General features: G+C 66.7%; 15 protein-coding genes and 1 tRNA gene. 5 read left to right on the top strand and 11 right to left on the bottom strand.

The annotated features are described in order from the left end of the window. Positions 1–51: 51 nt before the first annotated feature. The 7 genes from ACH82I_RS13840 to ACH82I_RS13810 form a co-directional block, all read right to left on the bottom strand. Entirely contained in the window at positions 52–1548 is a 1497-nt protein-coding gene (locus ACH82I_RS13840; RefSeq protein WP_413333414.1) for a PQQ-binding-like beta-propeller repeat protein, read from the bottom strand. Positions 1549–1704: 156 nt separating this feature from the next. Beyond that, positions 1705–2325 (bottom strand): response regulator, encoded by a 621-nt coding sequence (locus tag ACH82I_RS13835; protein ID WP_413333412.1) that lies wholly within the window; start codon positions 2323–2325, stop codon positions 1705–1707. After that, entirely contained in the window at positions 2322–3857 is a 1536-nt protein-coding gene (locus ACH82I_RS13830) for a sensor histidine kinase (RefSeq protein WP_413333410.1), read from the bottom strand. Before ACH82I_RS13830 ends, ACH82I_RS13835 begins: the two co-directional genes overlap by 4 nt. Next, on the bottom strand, positions 3769–6033 hold the full coding sequence (locus ACH82I_RS13825) for an MMPL family transporter (RefSeq protein WP_413333409.1): 2265 nt from the start codon (positions 6031–6033) through the stop codon (positions 3769–3771). Before ACH82I_RS13825 ends, ACH82I_RS13830 begins: the two co-directional genes overlap by 89 nt. Before the next feature lie 131 nt (positions 6034–6164). After that, on the bottom strand, positions 6165–6731 hold the full coding sequence (locus ACH82I_RS13820; RefSeq protein WP_413333407.1) for an isochorismatase family protein: 567 nt from the start codon (positions 6729–6731) through the stop codon (positions 6165–6167). Positions 6732–6791: 60 nt separating this feature from the next. Then, positions 6792–7268 (bottom strand): DoxX family protein, encoded by a 477-nt coding sequence (locus tag ACH82I_RS13815; protein ID WP_413333405.1) that lies wholly within the window; start codon positions 7266–7268, stop codon positions 6792–6794. A gap of 102 nt (positions 7269–7370) precedes the next feature. Continuing rightward, on the bottom strand, positions 7371–8402 hold the full coding sequence (locus ACH82I_RS13810) for a CPBP family intramembrane glutamic endopeptidase (RefSeq protein ID WP_413333403.1): 1032 nt from the start codon (positions 8400–8402) through the stop codon (positions 7371–7373). Positions 8403–8806: 404 nt separating this feature from the next. On the opposite strand from ACH82I_RS13810, the gene ACH82I_RS13805 reads away from it, so the two are divergent. The 3 genes from ACH82I_RS13805 (at position 8807) to ACH82I_RS13795 (ending at position 12902) form a co-directional block, all read left to right on the top strand. Continuing rightward, on the top strand, positions 8807–10375 hold the full coding sequence (locus tag ACH82I_RS13805; RefSeq protein WP_413333401.1) for an APC family permease: 1569 nt from the start codon (positions 8807–8809) through the stop codon (positions 10373–10375). A 156-nt stretch (positions 10376–10531) separates the two neighbouring features. Next, the gene (argG, locus tag ACH82I_RS13800) at positions 10532–11953 is read left to right on the top strand and encodes an argininosuccinate synthase (protein ID WP_413333400.1); all 1422 of its coding nucleotides are present in this window, start codon (positions 10532–10534) and stop codon (positions 11951–11953) included. Positions 11954–12161: 208 nt separating this feature from the next. Further along, a complete protein-coding gene (locus ACH82I_RS13795; protein WP_413333398.1) occupies positions 12162–12902 on the top strand; it encodes a DNA alkylation repair protein in 741 nt (246 codons plus the stop codon). Positions 12903–12952: 50 nt separating this feature from the next. On the opposite strand, the gene ACH82I_RS13790 is transcribed toward ACH82I_RS13795, so the two are convergent. Further along, complete coding sequence (locus tag ACH82I_RS13790) at positions 12953–13756, bottom strand: alpha/beta fold hydrolase (RefSeq protein ID WP_413333396.1); 804 nt, start codon at positions 13754–13756, stop codon at positions 12953–12955. Positions 13757–14069: 313 nt separating this feature from the next. Here ACH82I_RS13790 and ACH82I_RS13785 point away from each other — a divergent pair, with 313 nt between their 5' ends. Then, positions 14070–15548 (top strand): anion permease, encoded by a 1479-nt coding sequence (locus ACH82I_RS13785; protein WP_413333394.1) that lies wholly within the window; start codon positions 14070–14072, stop codon positions 15546–15548. Positions 15549–15595: 47 nt separating this feature from the next. Here the strand turns inward: ACH82I_RS13785 and ACH82I_RS13780 are convergent, their stop codons facing one another. Together ACH82I_RS13780 and ACH82I_RS13775 are read right to left on the bottom strand one after the other, a co-directional pair. Next, positions 15596–16471 carry a phosphotransferase gene (locus ACH82I_RS13780; protein ID WP_413333393.1) on the bottom strand — a complete coding sequence of 292 codons (876 nt, stop codon included), beginning with the start codon at positions 16469–16471 and terminating at the stop codon, positions 15596–15598. A gap of 84 nt (positions 16472–16555) precedes the next feature. Continuing rightward, positions 16556–16628 (bottom strand) — tRNA-Arg (locus ACH82I_RS13775). A gap of 358 nt (positions 16629–16986) precedes the next feature. Between ACH82I_RS13775 and ACH82I_RS13770 the strand changes: the two genes are divergently transcribed. After that, positions 16987–18819 carry a phosphoenolpyruvate carboxykinase (GTP) gene (locus tag ACH82I_RS13770; RefSeq protein ID WP_413333391.1) on the top strand — a complete coding sequence of 611 codons (1833 nt, stop codon included), beginning with the start codon at positions 16987–16989 and terminating at the stop codon, positions 18817–18819. A 193-nt stretch (positions 18820–19012) separates the two neighbouring features. On the opposite strand, the gene ACH82I_RS13765 is transcribed toward ACH82I_RS13770, so the two are convergent. Then, entirely contained in the window at positions 19013–20020 is a 1008-nt protein-coding gene (locus ACH82I_RS13765; protein WP_230745919.1) for a GNAT family N-acetyltransferase, read from the bottom strand. Positions 20021–20024 lie beyond the last annotated feature (4 nt).

The following is a 20024-nucleotide window of genomic DNA, read 5'->3' as shown; positions in this document are numbered from 1 at the left end:
TCCCGACTGCACCCCGCCGCTACACCAGCCCCTGGTCCTCGGCGCGGTCGGTCAAGCGTCGACGACCGCCCACATCGTGCTCGTCTCTTCATCGGCGACAACGAGGAAGCGGTGTCCCGAACTGAGCTGGGCGTAGTCCCCTGCTTTGTGCTCGTCGACGAGCTTCCCCGTGTCTGCTTCGAAGAAGATCGTCTTCTTGCTGTCGGTGACTCCGACCAGGCCGAGGTCCGGAAGCGCTCCTTGGCCGCCCCATGTCGGTGACATACCGCTCTCCGGTGGGCTCGCTGCCGGCCTACCTGCCGTCCACACGGTCTCACCGGTAGCTGCGTCGAGAGCCATGACCGCCGAGTCGACGCCCGGGACGATGAGCAGCGCGCGATCTCCGGCATCGACGGGAACGGACTGCGGCCCGCCGGGGAAACCGAACGAATCCACCGCGGTTTCGGGCGCATCGGCGAACCACCCATTGGGTGATCCATTCGATCCCTGATACTTCACGGCCGAAGCGAACAGCTGCGCTTGCAGGCACGCTGGTTTGCCAGCGGAGGTGAACTGGAGTTCCGATGCGCACACCGGATCGAAGGTGTCCTCGAGCGACACTTCCCCAGGTTCATCGATCGGAGTCAATGTCGCCGCGTCCGAAACCTCGAGCCCCTCCGGCATGGACAGCTTCGCGATCCTGGACACAGCGGAGCTCATTGGGTCATCCGGGTCCTCGGAAACGTAGAGATAGAGCAGCGCCGCAGGCTCGGTCGTCGGATAGACATCGTAATGGTCCACCCCAGTATCATCGATCGCTCGTGCCTTGGTGATCGGCACACTGGTGTGTCTGCCGTCCTCCAACGAAATGCGGCTGACCACGGAGTCGCTCCCCTCCTGCCACGACAGCACACCGGTCATCCGATCCGGGGAGATGTGCAGCGCGGTGCCGCCGAAGGTCTCTCCATCGGTCCCGATCGACAATCCGGGCCAGGCTTCTTTGCCGGTTGCCGGGTCGAGCGCGAACACCATCGCATTGCCCGCCTCCGAAGTGGGGTCACATCCCTCGTCCTCGAGCATTCCGGAATAGCTGAGAATGATGAGGTCATCGTCGCCGAGGATGGGACTCGTTCCCGTGGTCTGTGATGCGAATCCCTCCCCGAGGTGGCAGTTGCTCGGTGAGTCCGGAATCTCGAACGACCATACCTCGCTGCCGTCCGACCACGAATAGGCAGTGGTCGTTCCGGAATAGTCATGGACGATCACCGTGTCACCGGCCGAATATGCTTCGGTTCCGCCGCCTTCATCATTGATAAAGGCATCGGCGCTCCACAGTTCATCGCCGGTGGAGTCTATGACCCGCACCTTCTGCCCCGTCCAGTCGGAGACGAGTGCCCGCCCGACGCCATCGTCGACGAGGACCGACGCGAGATAGTCGAGTTCGACCGGCTTCGCCAGGGTCGGAGTCGTTGTCGGTGAGGGTGTTGCCGCCGGCTCTTCGGAGCTCGAATTGCACCCACTGAGTACCAACAGCCCGACAGCGATGACCATCGCGCCCAGCCGCTTCATGAGAGGATTCTTCGGTTCATACCCTGATGATAGGCGTAGTTGACGGACGAGCCCGACACCGCTGAACGCCTTCAGCGTCGAGACGCGCATGCACGCCGACGCATCTCGACACGGCGTGCGCGTTTCGGCGAGATTGAGGCGAAGTCGGCCCCGCCGCTAAACCAGCCCCTGGTCCTCAGCGACGCGGATGGCGCGGGCACGAGAGTCCACGCCGAGCTTCGTGAAGACGTTGACGAGGTGGCTCTTCACTGTCGCCTCGGTGACGAAGAGCTCCTGGGCGATCTGTGCGTTCGAGGACCCCGTGGCCAGCAGTTTGATGACCTCCCGTTCCCGCCGGGTCAGCTTCGGCGCCGGATTGCGCATCGCCGTGATCACCTTCGTCGAGATCTCGGGCGGCAGGTAGGTCCCTCCCTCCGCGGCTCGTTCGATCGCCGTGGAGATGTCACCGGGGTCGATGTCTTTGAGCAGGTACCCGGCGGCCCCGGCGTTGAGGGCCGCGACGATCTCGGAGTCGTTGTCGAAGGTGGTGAGGATGAGCACGGCCGGCGGTTCGGCCAGTGCGCGCAGCCGCTTCGTCACCTCGATGCCGTCGATGCCCTCGCCCAACCGCAGGTCGCACATGACGACATCGGGAGCGAGCTGCTCGACCAGACTCAGCGCCTCCTCGCCGCTGCCGGCCTCGCCGATGACGGTGATATGGTCCGGGGCGTCGATGACCGACCGCAGACCGGCGCGCACCACCGGGTGGTCATCGACGAGAATCACGCGAATGCTCATGTTTCGTCCTCCTGTGGATCATCGGCGAGGGTGTTATCACCGCGGGCATCGTCGGTGGGTGCAGCAACTGCGCCGAGGCGGTCCTGCGTGAGGGTCGTTCGTCCGGACGGGATGGCCAGGTCGGGCAGAGTCGCCGAGATCGCGAAACCCGTCCCCGGATTCGTTTCGATGACGAGTTCGCCGCCGAGTTCGCGCATCCGCGAGCCGATGAAGTCGAGGCCGAAGCCCGAGTCCTTGCCCCGCTGCCGGGTCTCGGGATCGGCCATGCCGATGCCGTCGTCGACGATGTCCATCCGGATCGACCCGTCGAGGTCTATGAGGCTGACCATCACCCGGGAGGCCTGGGAATGCTGGCGGACGTTGGCGAGCGCGGACTGCGCTGTCCGCAGCAGCGCCACCTCAACCTCGGCGGGCAGGGACGGCAGGGTCTCATCGACCTCAACCTGCCCGCGGATGTCGGTGTCGGCCTCCAGCCGCGTCAGCAGCCTGCGGATGGCCGCGGTCAGCGCCCCGTCCTCGAGCTCGGTGGGGGCGAGCGCGGCGATGATCCGGCGCACGTCACGCGAACTCTGCGCGGCGAGGTCCTCGACCTGGGCGAGCACCTCCTTCGACCGCTCATCGGAGGTCCGCTCCACCTCGGCATGGGCGATGAGCCGGATCGAGGAGATCTCCTGGGCGATGGTGTCGTGGATGTCGCGGGAGACCCGCGTTCGCTCCTGGATCTCGCCGGCGTGCCGCTGCGTCAGGGCGAGCTCATCCTGGAGGTCGAGGAGATTCTGGTGAGCGACCTCGAGGGAGTTCAGCAGCTCCTCGCGGCGGCGCCCCTCGCGCAGAAGCTGGATGTATCCGCGCGAGAGACCGAGCGCGAAGACGGCGCCGATGAGCGAGCCGATCAGCCCGGCCGTGGCCACCGAACCGTAGTGCGCGAGCGGCGCGACGACGGTGGCGATGTAGGTCAGGGCGGTGAATACGACGGCCACGCGCAGCGAGAACAGGTGCCCGGCGAGCAGCCACAGGAGGAAGGCGACCCAGATGAACTCCGCGGAGATGAGCAGGGAGCACAGCCACACCGCGGCGAGGACGATCAGCCACCACTTCTCGAGCGCAATCTCCGCACTGCGCGCCGCTCGGACCGCGCCGAGCGTGTACCAGGCGAGGAAGACCACGGCCACGGCGATCGCTGCCAACCAGGCAGCGCCGCCGTCGATGGCGCGGAAGGTGGAGATCGCGGTGAGGACGAGGGCGATCGCGTGCTGCCCGATCTCCATCGTCCGCGTCGTCCATCCGCGTGCGGCCACGTTCGCTCCTCCTCCGGCGTTCGTTCGTCTCCTCCCCACCCTATCTGCAGTCATCGGGCGCGCCGAGGCGGTGCCGGGCAGGGGCAACGGGGCCCGGTCACCGATGTGCTTCGGTGACCGGGCCCCGTCATCAGGCGAGCCGCGATCAGTGTCGACCGTGGCGTCCTCCCACCTCGGTGAGGATCCGGTGACCCGCCGAGGCGGTCCCAGCCTGGGCAGCGTCCGCCGAGTCATCGATTCCGTCCGCTCCTTCGTCATCGGTCGCCTCGGCGGTGTCGCCTGCTCCGGGACGGAACCGGGTGATCGCCTTGTTCGGCCACCACATCCGGTTGCCGACGAGGGCGATGATCGCCGGGACGATGACGGTGCGCACGAGGACCGTGTCGACGAGGACGCCGACGCCGACGATGAGCCCGAGCTGGCCGAGCACCATGAGCGGCAGCATGCCGAGGGCCGCGAAGACTCCGGCCAGCACGATGCCGGCGCTGGTGATGACTCCGCCGGTGTGGGCGACGGCCTCGATCATGCCCTGTCGGGCGCCGTGGGCGACCGATTCCTTCTTCGCTCGGTGCGAGAGGAAGATCGAGTAGTCGATGCCGAGTGCGACGAGGAACAGGAACGCCAGTATCGGCACCTGTGCGTCGAGGGCGGCCTGGCCGAAGATCGACCGCGACAGGAACGCGCCCAGACCGATCGCCGCGGCCGAGGAGACCACGTTGACGCCGAGCAGGGTGATCGCCACGAACGGGGCGCGGAGGATGGCCAGCAGGATGACGAAGCTGATCACCAGCACCAGCGGCGCGATCGTCAGGAAGTCCTGCGCATTGCCGTCACGGGCGTCGAGTTCGGTTGCGGCAGCCCCTCCGACCTGCGCATCCGCACCGTCGATGGCGTGGACGTCCGTGCGGATGTCCTCGACGAGGTCGAGTCCGGCCGGGCTGTCCGGCGCAAATTCGCCGGTGACCATGATCTTCGTGATCTGCGTGCCTCCCACGGTGGTCTCATCCGTGGGGGTGGCACGGACGACACCGTCGATGTCGGACACCAAGTCCGTGACCTCTGTGGCGTTCTCCGAGTCCGCGGTCACCCAGATCGGCTGGGATTCGCCGGGTGGGAAGTGCTCGGACAGGACGTCGAGGCCCTGTGCGGATTCCGACTGCACGCGGAACTTCTCCGACTGGTCGAGACCGACAGAGGTGCCGATGAGACCGACGGCCATGACACCGAGGATGACGACCCCAGCGCCGAGGTGGATGACCGGACGCTTGACCACTGAAGTGGCGATCCTCCGCCAGACGGAGGGCTTAGCGGTCGTCGACTCCGCGGCTGCCTCGGCGCCGTTATCGACCTTCGGGACGAAGGGCCAGAACACGCCCTTGCCGCAGATCGCGAGCACCGGGGGCAGGGCGATGAGCACGGCGGCCGCGGCGATGATGAGGCCGGCGGCGGCGGTGATGCCCAGGCCACGGGTGCCGGGGATGACGGCGAAGACGAGGCTGAGCAGGGACAGGACGACGGTGAGGTTGGAGGCGAGGATCGTCGACGCCGTGTGTCTCCAGGCCGAGCCGAGGGCGCGGCGGTGGTCGGTCTCGCGGCCGAGCTCCTCCCGGTACCGGGAGATGAAGAGCAGCGCATAGTTCGCGCCGGCGCCGAAGACGAGGACGCTGATGATGCCCGCGTCGAACTGCAGGTCGAGGGCGTCGCCGATCGCCGCGGTCACGGTCGAGGCGAGGCCGTCGGCGGTGCCGATGACGATGAGCGGCAGCAGCCACAGGATCGGCGAGCGGTAGGTGATGATGAGCAGCAGCGCAACAATGACGACGGTGACGATGAGCAGCGTGAAGTCGGCGCCGTTGAACGCCGAGGCGATGTCCGCGCCGATCGCGGGACCGCCGGTGACCTGCAGCGACATCCCAGAATCCGTGAGCTGGGAGGCTACGGGGTGATCGGCGATGGTAGTGCGCAGCTCGTCGACGGTATCGGCGGTGTCGGCGTTGTTGAGGCCGACGGTGATCGGCACCATGAGGAGCGCGGCCCGGCCGTCATCGCTCATGATCGGGCCGGAGACTTCTGGATTGTCGGCTGCGTCGGCGGTGTCTGCGGCGTGGTCGCCGAGGTTGCCGCCGAGCGTCTTCAGCTCTGCCTGGTCGTCCTGGCTCAGCGCGTGGCCGCCGTCGCGGGAGGCGACGACCATGACGGACTGCTGGTCGGCCTCGGGGAACTTCTGCAGGAGGTCGTCGACCTGGGTCGATTCGGAATCGGCCGGAGCACTCTCATTGGCTCGGTCCTCACCGGCTCCGGACAGGAGTCCGAACAGGAGGGCGACGAGGACGACGACCCCGCCGAGGACGAGCCACGAGCCGCGCTTCGACACAAGGGACTGTGCGGTGGTGGCGATGAGTTTGTTCATGCTTCAATCTCATCAATTCACCGCTTCGACCACATCGCCTAGGAGTTCGGATTCCGTCTGCAACTTTCGATTGGGAAACGGCCCTGAACAGGAACGATGCTGCTGGTTCGGCCACGCGGACAATCCGCCGCTCAGCGAATGGTCGCGCCCGCCGCTTCCATCTCGGTCAGTGCCGCAGCGCTCGAGTCCGGACCGACTCCGGCGATGAGTTCGCTGAGCACGGTCACGTCCAGTCCCGCGTCGAGGGCGTCGAGGACCGTGGCGCGCACGCAGTGATCGGTGGCGATGCCGACGACGTCCACCTCGTTGATGGTGAGCCTGCGGAGGAGATCGCCGAGGTGCTCCCCCGTCTCCGTGGTCCCTTGGAAGGCCGAGTAGTCGGGGCGGCCTTGGCCTTTGGCCACGTGGCGGGTGATGGGGCCGGTGGTCAGCAGCGGGTCGTACTCGGCTCCGGTGGTCCCGGCGACGCAGTGCACGGGCCAGGTGTCGACGAAATCTGGGGCGTCGCTGAAGTGGCCGCCGTTGTCGCTGTCGGGTTCGTGCCAGTCACGGGAGGCGACGATGGCGGCGTACTCGGCCGCGTGATCGGCGAGATGGCGGGTGACCTGCTCGGCCACCCGGTCCCCACCGGCCACGCCGAGTGCGCCGCCCTCGGTGAAGTCGTTCTGGACGTCGACGATGAGAAGTGCCCTGACCATGCTTCGAGCATACTCAGATCGGGGCCTGCGGGGAACGCCCGCGAGAGAGTTCCCTCGGGTTCAGGCCTGCTTGAGGGCCTTCTTCTCAGCTTTCTTGGCAGCCTTGTCGGCGGCCTTCTGGATGGCCCGCTTGCTCGGAGCGGCACCGGCGACCAGCAGCAGACCGCCGAGGGCCGCGAGGTTCTTCGAGAACTGGGTCTGGTGGGCCTTGGCGTCTCCGCCCTCCATCTCCCAGAAGGAGTGTCCGGCCACGGTGGTCGGGATGAGGGATCCGGCGAGCGCGAGGGCCGAGAGACGCGGTTTGATCCCGAGCAGGAGGGTGGTGCCGGCGAGGACCTGGACGCCGCCGTTGATGCGCACGAGGAGTTCGTTGTCATCGGGCAGTCCGGGAACGTAGTCGCGCATGGTCTCGAGCGTCGACTCGGCCATCTGTGCCTTGCCGGCCGGGTCCTTCAGCGCGGAGTAACCTCCGGTGATGAAGATGGGAGCGGTGAGGATGCGTCCTGCCGTCTGCAGCAGCGATGGTCCGAATGCCATGAAGTTCTCCTTCTGAAGGTGGATTCTGAGCCTAACGGATGCCGGGGCCGAGCCTCAAAGGCGGCCCCGGCATCTGTCAGTCGACTGACTGGCGCTTCCTCCTCAGGCGTCGGCACGCTCAGGCACCGGCTCAGGCTCAGACGGGTTGAGTCGAGCGGGCTTGACCTTGATGTCGAGATCCGGCTGTCGGCGGAACTGGCCGGTCGCGAGGAGCAGACCGATGACGATGGCCGAGACGATCCAGCCGGCCACTCCGAGGGTGGCGACCAGCGCCATATCGGGCATCGGAGCAGCTGCGTCGAAGAACAGGGCGAGCAGCAGACCGGACGAGGCGTTGAGTCCCGCGTGGGCGAAGACTGCGGGCCACACCGAGCCGGTGCGCAGGCGCAGCCAGCCGAAGAGGATGCCGAGCATCATGCAGCCGCCGATCATGAACGCCAGCCCAGTGATGTCAGGCCGGGAGAAGTTGTAGCCGAGCAGAATCAGCGGTGCGTGCCACAGGCCCCAGATGACTCCGACGATGAGCAGTGCCGGCCAAGTGCCCAGGGGGCGCAAGCTGGTCAGCAGCCAGCCCCTCCAACCGATCTCCTCACCGAATGCGAGGAACGCGGTGACCACGGTCTGGATGACGATGAGGGCCAGATAGATGAGCAGGGAGGCGATCAGCGGGAGTGTGTCCAGGCCCGGAATGGTGGCCAACTGCGCCTTGAAGCCGGACAGGCCGGTCAGGTCGAGCTGCACCCACCCGAAGGCCGCGCTGAGGAAATAGCCTGCCACGACGATCACATAGATGCCGAGCACCGCACCGAGCGTCACACCGATGACCCGAGCAAAGGGGCGCAGCGGCCAGAGGCCCAGATAGCGGGGTACGCTCGGCAGCGATCGCCCGGCGGCAGCGTCGGCACCAGCAGTGTCGGTGCGGTGGGCGCGTTTGGCGCGCACACGCTGGATGACGAGCGCGACGATGGTCGCCACCAGTGGAGTGATCATCATGGCCCCGCCGCTGATCTGCACGAGGGCCAGATTGCTCAGGCCCTCGCCCGAGAGCCACAGCGGCAGACAGACGAGCCACGCGAGCCCGACGGCCACCGCGACGAAGACGCCGACGGGCAGCCAGGGCACACGCGAGGGCACGACCGCCAGGGGTCGCCGCTTCGCATCGACTTGCGGCGTATCTGCCTACCCCACCTCGGCGGGCGAATTCACTGACATCTCAGTGTTGCGCTCAGCCCCCACCTCGGCGGGGGTGGTGGTGGTTTCTGCTTTCGTACTCACGATTCCTCCTCGCGATTCGTGCTGATGAGTCCACGCTATGACGCCTGTGGTCGGCGCACCTCCGCCGCAGGGATGATTTCGCTCTCGTCCGCGCGGACCATTCACATCTCTGCGCCGGCGCCCAGGGAGTGGATTCCGGCGACCGACGGAGGCGCCGACCAGACCTCGACGATCGGGTCGGCGAGTTCCCCGATCCCGGCGTTCTCCGGGCTTACGATGTGCTCAGAGAAGAATCAACGACGATTCGAATGAAGGAACCCGACATGACCGAACAGTCCCCGCTGCCCCACTCCCCCGAAGGCCGACCCGAAGACCCCGGCCCCGGCAGCCCAGTCACCGGCAACAGCCCCGGCGGTCATCTCTCCGACGGAGACCACCTCGCGGTGCTCGGCTATTCCGACTCCTTCGAACGGTCGATGAGCCCCTGGGCGAACTTCGCGCTCGGCTTCACCTACCTGTCCCCGCTCGTCGGCGTGTATTCGCTGCTCGCCGTGGCCCTGTCGACCGGTGGCCCGCCCTCGATCTGGTGGATCGTCATCGTCGCCTGCGGTCAGGCGCTCGTCGCCCTCGTCTTCGGCGAGGTCGTCTCGCAGTTCCCCATCGCCGGCGGCATCTATCCCTGGGCTCGCCGGCTCTGGAGCAAGCGCTACGCGTGGATGGCGGCCTGGGTCTACATCTGCGCGCTCATCGTCACCATCACCTCGGTGGCGGAGTTCGGCTCCGGGTTCCTCACCAGCCTCCTCGGGCTCGAACTCACCCGGAACACCACGCTCGTCCTGACCCTGGCGCTGCTCGTCCTGGCCCTGGCGATCAACTTCTCCGGCACGAAATGGCTCGCCCGCATCGCTCGCATCGGCCTGTTCGCCGAGCTCATCGGCGTCATCGGCCTCGGCCTGTTCCTGCTCATCTTCGAACGCAAGCACAGCTTCGCGATCTTCTTCGACTCGATGGGCACGGCCGGGGACGGCAGTTATCTGCCCGTATTCATGGGTGCCGCGGTGGCCGGACTCTTCCTCTTCTACGGCTTCGAAGCCTGCGGCGACGTCGCCGAGGAGGTTTCGAATCCAGCCCGCGGCATTCCCAAGGCGATGCTCATGACCATCCTCGTCGGTGCTGTCTCCGCACTCTTCTCCTTCGGCGGCTACGTCCTCGCCGCGCCGAATCTCGAGGAGATCGTCGCCGGTGAAGTCGCCGATCCGATCCCCGCGATCCTAGAAGGCAGCCTCGGCGCGGTCGGGGCGAAGATCTTCCTCCTCGTCGCGATCCTCGCTTTCATCTCGTGCGTGCTCAGCCTCCAAGCCGCCGCGTCGAGGCTGATCTTCAGCTTCGCCCGGGACGGCATGATGCCCGGGCACCGGTGGCTGTCGAAGGTCACCGAGGGCACGAAGGTTCCGCGCAACGCCCTCATCGTCGCCTGCACCGCGCCGGCGCTGATCTGCGTGCTCATCTGGTTCAACGACGGGATCCTCGTCGCGGTCACCTCGTTCGCCATCCTCGGCATCTACCTCGCCTTCCAGATGGTCGTCGCCGGAGCGCTGCGCCAACGGATCAAGGGGTGGAAGCCTGCCGGGCCGTGGTCCCTGCGCGGCTGGGGCATCGTCGTCAACATCGCGGCGCTGGCCTACGGGATCTTCGCCATGGTCCTGCTCGCCCTGCCCGGTGACTCGAGAGTGTTCTTCACCGACTGGATCGTCCTCATCGGTCTCGTCGTCGTCCTCGCCGTCGGGTTCATCTACCTCTTCACGGCACGACCGGATCGGAAGTCGGCCGCCCCGGAAGGAGACGCCATCGCCGTCGCCGAGGCGATCCGGTCGGCCCGTGGGAGGCGCTGACTTCCGGTGAGGCCCCAGCCACCTCGGCGGGGTTCTCACTGTCACCCGGCAGGAACGCGCCCACCCGGCGGGGGACTCACCGACCATCTCACATAAAAATACATTGTCATGCATAACAATTCGACACGGGCGGCGGTGGACGGTTAGGCTGGTGTCATGTCGAAAGTACTGTCTTCGCTCCCGGTCGGTGAGCACGTTGGAATCGCCTTCTCCGGCGGATTGGATACCTCCTGCGCTGTCGCGTGGATGCGTCACAAGGGCGCGGTGCCGTGCACCTACACGGCCGATATCGGGCAGTACGACGAGCCCGACCTCGAGTCCGTGACCGAGCGCGCCAAGGAATACGGGGCCGAGATCGCCCGCTTCGTCGATGCCAAGCGCCTCCTCGTCGAGGAGGGCTTCGTGGCCCTGCAGTGCGGTGCCTTCAACGTCCGCTCCGGCGGCAAGACCTACTTCAACACCACCCCGCTGGGTCGGGCGGTGACCGGCACGATGCTCGTGCGCGCCATGAAGGAAGACGGCGTCGACATCTGGGGCGACGGCTCGACCTACAAAGGCAACGACATCGAGCGCTTCTACCGCTACGGCCTCATGGCCAACCCGAAGCTGCGCATCTACAAGCCCTGGCTCGATGCGGACTTCGTCGAGGAGCTCGGCGGCCGTCAGGAGATGAGCGAATGGCTCGTCGAGCACGGCTACCCCTACCGCGACTCCGCGGAGAAGGCCTACTCGACCGACGCGAACATCTGGGGCGCGACGCATGAGGCGAAGACCCTGGAGTTCCTCGATGCCGGACTCGACATCGTCGAACCGATCATGGGCGTGGCCGCGTGGCGCGACGACGTCGAGGTCGCCACCGAAGAGGTCACCGTCGGGTTCGAGGCCGGGCGCCCGGTCTCGATCAACGGCGAGAAATTCGACGATCCCGTTGCCTTGGTCTTCAAGGCCAATGAGATCGGCGGACGTCACGGACTCGGCGTCTCCGACCAGATCGAGAACCGCATCATCGAGGCCAAGTCACGCGGCATCTACGAAGCTCCGGGCATGGCCCTGTTGCACATCACCTACGAGCGCCTCCTCAATGCCATCCACAACGAGGACACCATCGCGCTCTACCACGAGGAGGGCCGCCGCCTCGGCCGCCGGATGTACGAGGGACGCTGGCTCGACCCGCAGTCGCTCATGCTCCGGGAGTCCATGCAGCGGTGGGTCGCCTCGGCGATCACCGGCGAGGTCACCCTGCGCCTGCGCCGCGGTGACGACTACACGATCGTCAACACCACCGGACCCAACCTGTCCTACCATCCGGAGAAGCTGTCGATGGAGCGCGTCGGCGACGCCGCATTCGGCCCTGAGGACCGCATCGGCCAGCTGACCATGCGCAACCTCGACATCGCCGATTCGCGTGCCCGCCTCGAGCAGTACGCGGCCATGGGCATCGTCTCGGGCCCGACCTCGGAGCTCGTCGGATCCCTCGAGGCCGGAGGCGCCGAGGAGATCGCGAACTCGGGCGCCGATGTCGACGAGGCGAGCGACCTCGCCAACCTGTCCTCGGCCTTCGACGCCGGCACGGACTGAGTCTCGTTCCGGCTCCTGCCGGACCCGCTCGGCCCGCTCACCCAAGAGGGTGGGCGGGCCGATTGCGTTGCGGGGACGTGGATGAGGCGATTGTTCGGACGATCTCGAGCAGAAACAGGGTCGAATCTGCTCGGAGGCAGCCGAACAATCCCGGCCCGAGGCCGAGGGAGCGCGTTCTTCGCCGCGGAGACGTGGGACCATCGTGTTCATGACGAGCGACCACACCGAAACTCGGACCCTCGCCGAGGCGATCGACCGCGAGCTGCGCGAATGTGGCAGCGCCGAACGCGCGCAGAGAGAGAAGTCCTACCTCAAGAGCGAGCTCGTCCACTACGGGGTGAGCGTGCCGGACACGCGCAGCATCGTCCGCGCGGCACTGCGCGGGGCCGGCCTCAGTCATGATGAGGTGGTCGAGCTCGCGACCACGCTCTGGTCCGAGCCGCCGAATGCCCCGGTCCACGAACGGCGGACCGCGGCCACGATGGTGCTCATCCAGTCGCGGGACCGCCTCGGCGCCGGGGATGCCGAGGTCGTCGAAGCTCTGCTGCGCCAGGCGCGGACTTGGGCACTCGTCGATCCCCTCGCCTGCGACCTCGTCGGGCCGCTGAGCGACACCGGTCCCGGCTTCGGACCTGTGCTCGAACGCTGGGCAGTCGACGAGGATTTCTGGATCAGACGCGCCGCACTGCTCGCCCATCTCGTCCCGCTGCGTCGCGGTCACGGGGACTTCCAACGTTTCGCGAGGTTCGCCGAGGCGATGCTCGAGGAGAAGGAGTTCTTCATCCGCAAGGCCATCGGCTGGGTGCTCCGCGATACATCCAAGAAGCGATCCGAGCTCGTCTACGACTGGCTGCTCCCGCGAGCACATAGGGCCTCAGGGGTGACGATCCGGGAAGCGATCAAACACCTGTCCGAGGCGCAGCGGCAGGCCGTACTGGCCGCGCGATGACAGCGTGGCCCCGGCTTCGCGCGCCGGCCGCTGCCAAGCAGGCCTCGGCCTCAGAGCTCCCGCGCGAACTCGAGGAGCGCCGCATTGAACGCAGCGGGCTGTTCGATGTTCGCGGCGTGGCCGTCCTTGGCGAGGATGACCGAGGAGCCGATCGGGGCGAGCGCGGCCGAAGCCGCGGCGTGGGAGGCCGGCCAATATTCGCTCTCCGAGCCGGCGACGAAGAGCACCGGCACATCGGTGCCTGCGATGACCGGTCGCCAATCGGCCTTTGCATGATCGTTGAGGAGGGCGAGTTCCGCGCGGCTGATCTCGCGGTCGATGCCTTTCATCGCCTTGAGCAGCCGCAGAATCCGTCGGCCCCGCTTCCACACCGGCGTGCCGTGACCGGTTTCGGGGATGGTCTCGGCGAAGTAGGTGTCGATGTTCGACTCGTCGTAGCCGTAGAACCCGTACGCCCAATCGGCGGTGTTGAGCATCTTCGGAGTCTGGTCGACGATGACAACGCCGGCGAGTCGCTTGGCATCGAACTGGGAGAGATAGGACCAGATCGTGTTCCCGCCCATGGAGCCGCCGACGACGAGGACGTCGCGGAGGTCGAGCTGCTCGAGGACAGCGGCCACATCCCGTCCGCGGCGTTCCATGGTCAGCCCGGACCTCGGCCTGTCCGCCGTACCGTGTCCCCGCAGATCGACCGTATGGACGTTCAGCCCCGCCTCGGCGAGTGGGCCGATCTGGTAGAGCCAGCTGGTCGCCGGGGCACGGAACCCGGCCAGCATCACGACCGGCCTCCCCGCGGGGTCGCCGGTGCGGGTGACATCGATGCAGACGCCGTCGTCGCAGATGAGTGAGGACACGGCACCATGGTAGCGCCGAGGCGGCCGCAGGTCCCGTGCGAGTGCACCCGTCCCGTGCGGGTGCATCCCGCGCGAGCGCCGGTCTGCTACCACTCGACTGCTCTTCGCGCTACGTGAGATTTCACTCCGACCACGGGCATCCTCCACTGCCTCACACAGGTCTATTGTGATAGCGGATCGCGCAGAACCGGGCTGATCGCCCGTCCCGATCCCGCCGAACGCCATCGCTGTCGCCGCCGACAGCGAAAGCCGCCGGCACAACGCGAACGCAGAAGGCATCAGGCGCGTCCCGAATGAGAATCAAGGAAGCCCCATGCCCAGTCAGTCCAACACAAGAGCCTTGGAAGCGGCCGCCGCCAGCCACGCCCGCACCCACGCCCGCCTGTCGATGGCAGGGAAGATCGCGGCGATCCTCGCACTCACCCTGATCATCTACTTCATCCCGGCGCCCGCAGGCGTCGACCCGCGCGGGATGCACATGGCCGGAATCTTCGCCGGGACCATCCTCGGCCTGATCCTCCAGCCGCTGCCGACGGCCTCGGTCGCGCTGATCGGACTGGCCGCAGCGATGATCACCGGCACCATGGACACCAAGACCGAGGCGCTGCAGGGCTTCGGCAACTCCACCATCTGGCTGATCGTGGCCGCCTTCTTCATCGCCGACGGGTTCCTGCTCACCGGCCTGGGTCGGCGCATCGCGCTGCTGTTCGTCTCGCTGCTGGGCAAGTCCTCGCTCGGCCTCTCCTACGGCATGGCGCTGACCGATCTGGTCCTCTCCCCCGCAACACCGTCGAACACGGCACGCGCCGGCGGCGTCGTCTACCCCATCGTCAAGTCACTGGCGACGGTCAACGATTCGCACCCGTCCAGCGACGAGTCGAGGAAGAGACTCGGCGCGTATCTCTCGCTGACCGGGGTGCAGGTCAACACCATCACCTCGGCGATGTTCGTGACCGCCATGGCCGGCAACCCCCTGGCCGTGGGCTTCGCCGCCGACGCCGGGGTCGACATCTCCTGGGGCACCTGGGCCCTCGCCGCAATCGGGCCCGGGCTCATCGCCCTGATCGTCATGCCGTGGTTCATGTCGAAGATCTACCGGCCGGGTCTGACGAAGACCCCCGATGCCCCGGCCCATGCACGGGAGGAACTGAAAGAGATCGGGCCCATGAGTCGCGGCGAGTGGACCATGCTGGCGACCTTCGTCCTCCTGCTCATCCTCTGGGTGCTCGGCAGCAGCATCGGCGTCGATGCCACTGCGGCGGCATTCGTCGGCGTTGCGATCCTGCTGGTCAGCAAGGTTCTGACCTGGAAGGACATGGCCGCCAATGGAGGTGCCTGGTCAACGCTCATCTTCTTCTCCGTGCTGGTGGGCATGGCGACCCGCCTCAACACGCTCGGCGTGATCGGATGGATCGGCGACGAGGTCGCCGGCCTGGTCGGCGGGATGCCGTGGATCGCAGCCTTCGCCGTCCTCAGCCTCGTCTACTTCTACGTCCACTACCTCTTCGCCTCCAACACCGCGCAGATCGTTGCGATGTACTCCGTGTTCCTCGGAGCGGCGATCGCCACAGGCGCGCCCCCGCTCTTCGCGGCACTGGCCCTGGGCTTCATCGGCAACCTCATCGGCGGACTCTCGCACTATGCCTCGGGACCCGCGGGCGTGATCTACGGCTCCGGCTACGTCACGACTCCCGAGTGGTTCCGAGTCGGGTTCTTCGCCTCGGTCGTCAACATCCTCATCTGGAGCCTCGTCGGCGGCGCGTGGATGTACGTCCTCGGCATGTGGGGCTGAGGCTCCTCAACGGCAGGTGGTGCGGGTCCCACACAGGATCACCGAGGCTACTCGGCGTTCCACAGCTCCCGGTAGTACCGAATCCGCTCGGCATCGGGCTCCACGCCGTAGGTCTCCCAGAACAGCGATTCGTCGTAGTTCGCATAGTTCCAGCCGAAGGACATCGTGGCCACGGCCAGGTCTGCCCACCTGTCGGCAACTCCGAGGCGCTGCAGGTCGACATGACCAAGGAACCTCCCGCCCTCGCCGAGGAGGGTGTTCGGGGCGCACGGATCGCCGTGACAGACGACGAGGCGGTCGATCTCGGGTGTCGGGCCGAGTCCCCGTTCGGGCCCCGCTGCCGCCTCCGAGGCCGGACCGGCGCTCACACCCGCCTCGGCGACGGTGAGCCCGAGTCTTTCCTCGACCGACCACGTCCACGGGCAGTCGTCGACGGGCAGGCTGTGCAGCGCCCGCAGGCCCTCGGCGATCTCCACGATCGTCCGGCCCGCCTCGGCGGCATTCTTCGGGTCGACGGCGTTGGTTCCCGGCAACGCCTCGGTGACGAGGTATTCGACCTCGCCGCCGTCGGTGCGTCGGCGGAAATGCTCGACGACTTTCGGCGCCGGATGGCGGCCGTGCAGCCACTCGAGCTTCCTGGCTTCGAGCTCCAGATCTTCAGAGTTCGGCAGCGGATTGCGCTTGAGAAATCGGACACGAGGCGCGGCGGACCCCATTCCGGGGAACGATATCGCGGACGCGCCGGGCGGAGGCTCCGACTCGAACTTCACCGTCAGCCCACCCGCCTGGTTGAGCCAGATCGGTACGGGATCGGGACCCGCGATCTCGTGGACATCAGCCGGGACCTCATAGCCCTCGGGAACCGCGCTCGCCAACCGGGTCGTCGCCGCACGTCCGTCGACATCATCCAGATCCTCGGACACCGCGTTCACTCCTCGATTCCGGGTCCGTGACAGTGAAAAAGTCCCCCACCGGGGTGTACTGCCTGGTGAGGGACTTCTCTGCGGTGCGCCACGAGGGATTCGAACCCCCAACCTTCTGATCCGTAGTCAGATGCTCTATCCGTTGAGCTAGTGGCGCATGTCGACCGGACTCTCGCCCTGCAACTCGAACAACTATACACACGGTGTTCACCCGAGCTCAAATTCGCCACCAGTGCGCTTCGCCACATTCACCTCGACCACGAGGAACCACCTCGGCGAAAGTGGCGCGAATTCGCGGATTTCAGGGGATCTCAAACTGAGCAAAAATGCGTCACACACAAGAAAAGAAACGTCACATCATTGCTTCATTCACGTCAACAGGGCCCTTCTTGTGACCCAATGCACATCTTCGCGTTACCGGAAACCGCGATTTTCGCGCGGCGCCGAGTCCTACGGTGGAGATGTACCAACCGCTCGGCGGAACCCCGCACCCCCGATTGACCAGGAGACCACTCATGACTGTCCTCGACCATGACGTCGTCGCTGACCAGCTGAAGAACGCACCGACCGCCAACGAGTCGGTGCTCGAGTTCGTCAGCCGGATCGCCACCCTCACCACCCCCGATGACATCGTCTGGGTCGACGGTTCGCAGGAGCAGAAGGCTCTCATCACGGACCAGCTGGTCGCGGCGGGAACCATCGTGCGCCTCACCGGCACCAAGGACTCATACTACGCCGCCTCCGATCCCGAGGACGTCGCCCGCGTCGAAGACCGCACCTACATCTGCTCGGTAGACGAGAAGGATGCCGGCGCGCTGAACAACTGGGTCGCCCCCGCCGAGATGAAGGAGACCCTGAATGGTCTCTTCGACGGTGCAATGCGCGGTCGCACCATGTACGTCATCCCCTTCGTCATGGGCCACGCCGAGGCGGACCAGCCGATGTTCGGCATCGAGGTCACCGATTCGCCCTACGTCGTGCTCTCCATGCTCGTCATGGCCCGCTCCGGTAAGTACGCACTCGACGCGATCGAGGCCCAGAACGCCTCCTTCGTCGAGTGCGTCCACTCGGTCGGCGCCCCGCTCGAACCGGGTCAGGACGATGTCGCCTGGCCCTGCAGCTCCACGAAGTACATCACCCACTTCCCCGAAGAGCGCTCCATCTGGTCCTTCGGCTCCGGCTACGGCGGCAACGCGCTGCTCGGCAAGAAGTGCTACGCGCTGCGCATCGCCTCGGCGGTCGCCCGCGACGAGGGCTGGCTAGCCGAGCACATGCTCATCCTCAAGCTGACGAGCCCGGAGGGCGAGGTCAAGTACATCGCCGCCGCGTTCCCCTCGGCCTGCGGCAAGACCAACCTCGCCATGATCGAGCCGACCATCCCCGGCTGGAAGGCCGAGACCCTCGGTGACGACATCGCCTGGATGCGCTTCGGCGAGGACGGCCAGCTCTACGCTGTCAACCCCGAGTTCGGCCTCTTCGGCGTGGCACCGGGCACCGGCTACACGACCAACCCGACCGCGATGCGCGCCATCGAGGCCGGCGGCAACATCTTCACCAACGTCGCGCTGACCGATGACGGCGACGTGTGGTGGGAGGGCAAGACCGACGAGAAGCCCGCTCACCTCACCGACTGGAGGGGCAACGACTGGACGCCAGAGTCCGAGACTCCGGCCGCCCACCCGAACTCGCGCTTCTGCACCCCGATCGAGAACGTGCCGACGCTGGCCCCCGAGTGGACCAACCCCAACGGTGTGCCGATCTCGGCGATCCTCTTCGGCGGCCGCCGCAAGACGACCATGCCGCTGGTGACCGAGACCAAGGACTGGAACCACGGCGTGTTCATGGGCTCGGTGCTCTCCTCGGAGACCACCGCCGCCGCGACCGGAGCCGTCGGCGTCGTCCGCCGCGACCCCATGGCGATGCGTCCCTTCATCGGCTACAACGTCGGAGACTACCTGCAGCACTGGCTCGACATCGGCAACACCGCCGGAGCCCAGCTGCCGAAGATCTTCTACGTCAACTGGTTCCGCCGCGATGACGACAACTCGTTCCTGTGGCCCGGATTCTCCGAGAATTCGCGCGTTCTCAAGTGGGTCTTCGAACGCGTCACCGGATCCGCCGAGGCCGTCGAGTCCCCGCTGGGCCTGACCCCCGTCGAAGGCGGCCTCGACACCGAAGGCCTCGACTTCACCGACGAGCAGCTGCGCAAGGCGCTGGCCATCAAGCCCGAGGAATGGGAGACCGAACTCGGACTCATCGAGGACTGGTACGCCGAACTCGGCGATTCGGTTCCCACCGAGCTGCGCGCCGAGGTCGACAACCTCCGCGAGCGTCTCGGTCTCGCCTGAGGCTCAGCGCGGGTCAGAATTCTCGCAGCGACCGGCTCCGGCCGGCACTGACAATCCCCCAACCCTCGCCGAGGCGGTTGGGGGATTGTCGTGTCCGTGACCAACATCGGGTGGCGGAGGGCCCCGGAAGCGGCCCAGAAGACGCATAACCTCGCGAGAGTGACACGTCCTACAGGAGCACCGGTAGGACGTGTCACTCTCGCGGCGTTATGTGTGCGGCCAGTGGTGCGCGGCCGGGTGCAACATGTGTCGGCGGTGCTGCGTTGCCGGGCGTTGCGTGTGGCTCCGAAGGCATAGTAGACGCCGGTCGCCGGAGGTCGGTCGCTTCGCCGAGCGATTCGAACCCCGCAGACAGGTAGGCCGCGACCGCGGCAACGTTCGACGACGGGGTCGCCACCATTGCGCTCGACGCGCCCATTCCGCGCAGGGCCTCGGCCGCGGCGAGGGTGATCGCCCGCCCATGCCCACGGCCACGATGCTCCTGATGGACGCCCAGGGGTTCGATGATCCCGGGCCGTCGCGTTCCAGCCGACCAGATCGTCGTCGCCGCAACGGCCGACCCGCGTTCGTCGTAGCCGGCGAGGCATCGGCCATGGCGATACGCATGTCCCCGCGCCATCTGATGCCAGCGCTCAGTGGACAGCGATGCTCCGGGGAACGCCGACGCCTCCACCCTGATGCGATCCTCGACAAGTTCCCACCCGACAACCCGGATGACGAGCGCCCCGGGCGGCACAGGACGAGCCAGGTCACGATGCAGAGGGGTCCACGGCTCATCGTCCGACCACCCGCGCTGGGCGAGCACTCGGGCCAGTGCACCTCCGAATCGGGCTTCGACGATGCCTGCGCCGGCAGGCAGCAGATCGTCGAGCCGTGAGACGAGATCATCGGCGATGTCGGAGGCGAGCTCGTCGTCGTCGAAGAGTTCAGGGTCCATGGCCATACGGATCAGCTCGGTCTCGTCGAGGAAGCCGACTGCAGCAATCTGCTCCGACCGTGACCTGGCCTGATCCCGTGACTGAGCCCGTCCCCATGTCCAGACTCGGAGGGCGCGGGCGAGCGCCTCGGTGCCGAATCTCTCATACCACCCGAGATCTCCGGGATGCACCTGCATCGGTGCGCCTTCCCGCTGCCATGATGACACGGCGTCGATGATGCCCGGCAGGTCGTCGACCGTCGGCGTTGACATGGTCGCAGTCATAGCC

The organism is Brevibacterium sp. GP-SGM9 (assembly GCF_047300845.1).
Taxonomy (GTDB): Bacteria; Actinomycetota; Actinomycetes; order Actinomycetales; family Brevibacteriaceae; genus Brevibacterium.
The sequence above is the reverse complement of the archived record's forward strand: the minus strand, read 5'-3'. Positions and strand labels throughout refer to the sequence as shown.

Bases quoted from the DNA above. Each gene is read 5' to 3' on its own strand.
- ACH82I_RS13840 (WP_413333414.1), bottom strand. From the start codon at position 1,548: ATGAAGCGGCTGGGCGCGATGGTCATCGCTGTCGGGCTGTTGGTACTC.
- ACH82I_RS13835 (WP_413333412.1), bottom strand. From the start codon at position 2,325: ATGAGCATTCGCGTGATTCTCGTCGATGACCACCCGGTGGTGCGCGCC.
- ACH82I_RS13830 (WP_413333410.1), bottom strand. From the start codon at position 3,857: ATGACTCGGCGGACGCTGCCCAGGCTGGGACCGCCTCGGCGGGTCACC.
- ACH82I_RS13825 (WP_413333409.1), bottom strand. From the start codon at position 6,033: ATGAACAAACTCATCGCCACCACCGCACAGTCCCTTGTGTCGAAGCGC.
- ACH82I_RS13820 (WP_413333407.1), bottom strand. From the start codon at position 6,731: ATGGTCAGGGCACTTCTCATCGTCGACGTCCAGAACGACTTCACCGAG.
- ACH82I_RS13815 (WP_413333405.1), bottom strand. From the start codon at position 7,268: ATGGCATTCGGACCATCGCTGCTGCAGACGGCAGGACGCATCCTCACC.
- ACH82I_RS13805 (WP_413333401.1), top strand. From the start codon at position 8,807: ATGACCGAACAGTCCCCGCTGCCCCACTCCCCCGAAGGCCGACCCGAA.
- argG (WP_413333400.1), top strand. From the start codon at position 10,532: ATGTCGAAAGTACTGTCTTCGCTCCCGGTCGGTGAGCACGTTGGAATC.
- ACH82I_RS13795 (WP_413333398.1), top strand. From the start codon at position 12,162: ATGACGAGCGACCACACCGAAACTCGGACCCTCGCCGAGGCGATCGAC.
- ACH82I_RS13785 (WP_413333394.1), top strand. From the start codon at position 14,070: ATGCCCAGTCAGTCCAACACAAGAGCCTTGGAAGCGGCCGCCGCCAGC.
- ACH82I_RS13770 (WP_413333391.1), top strand. From the start codon at position 16,987: ATGACTGTCCTCGACCATGACGTCGTCGCTGACCAGCTGAAGAACGCA.
- ACH82I_RS13765 (WP_230745919.1), bottom strand. From the start codon at position 20,020: ATGACTGCGACCATGTCAACGCCGACGGTCGACGACCTGCCGGGCATC.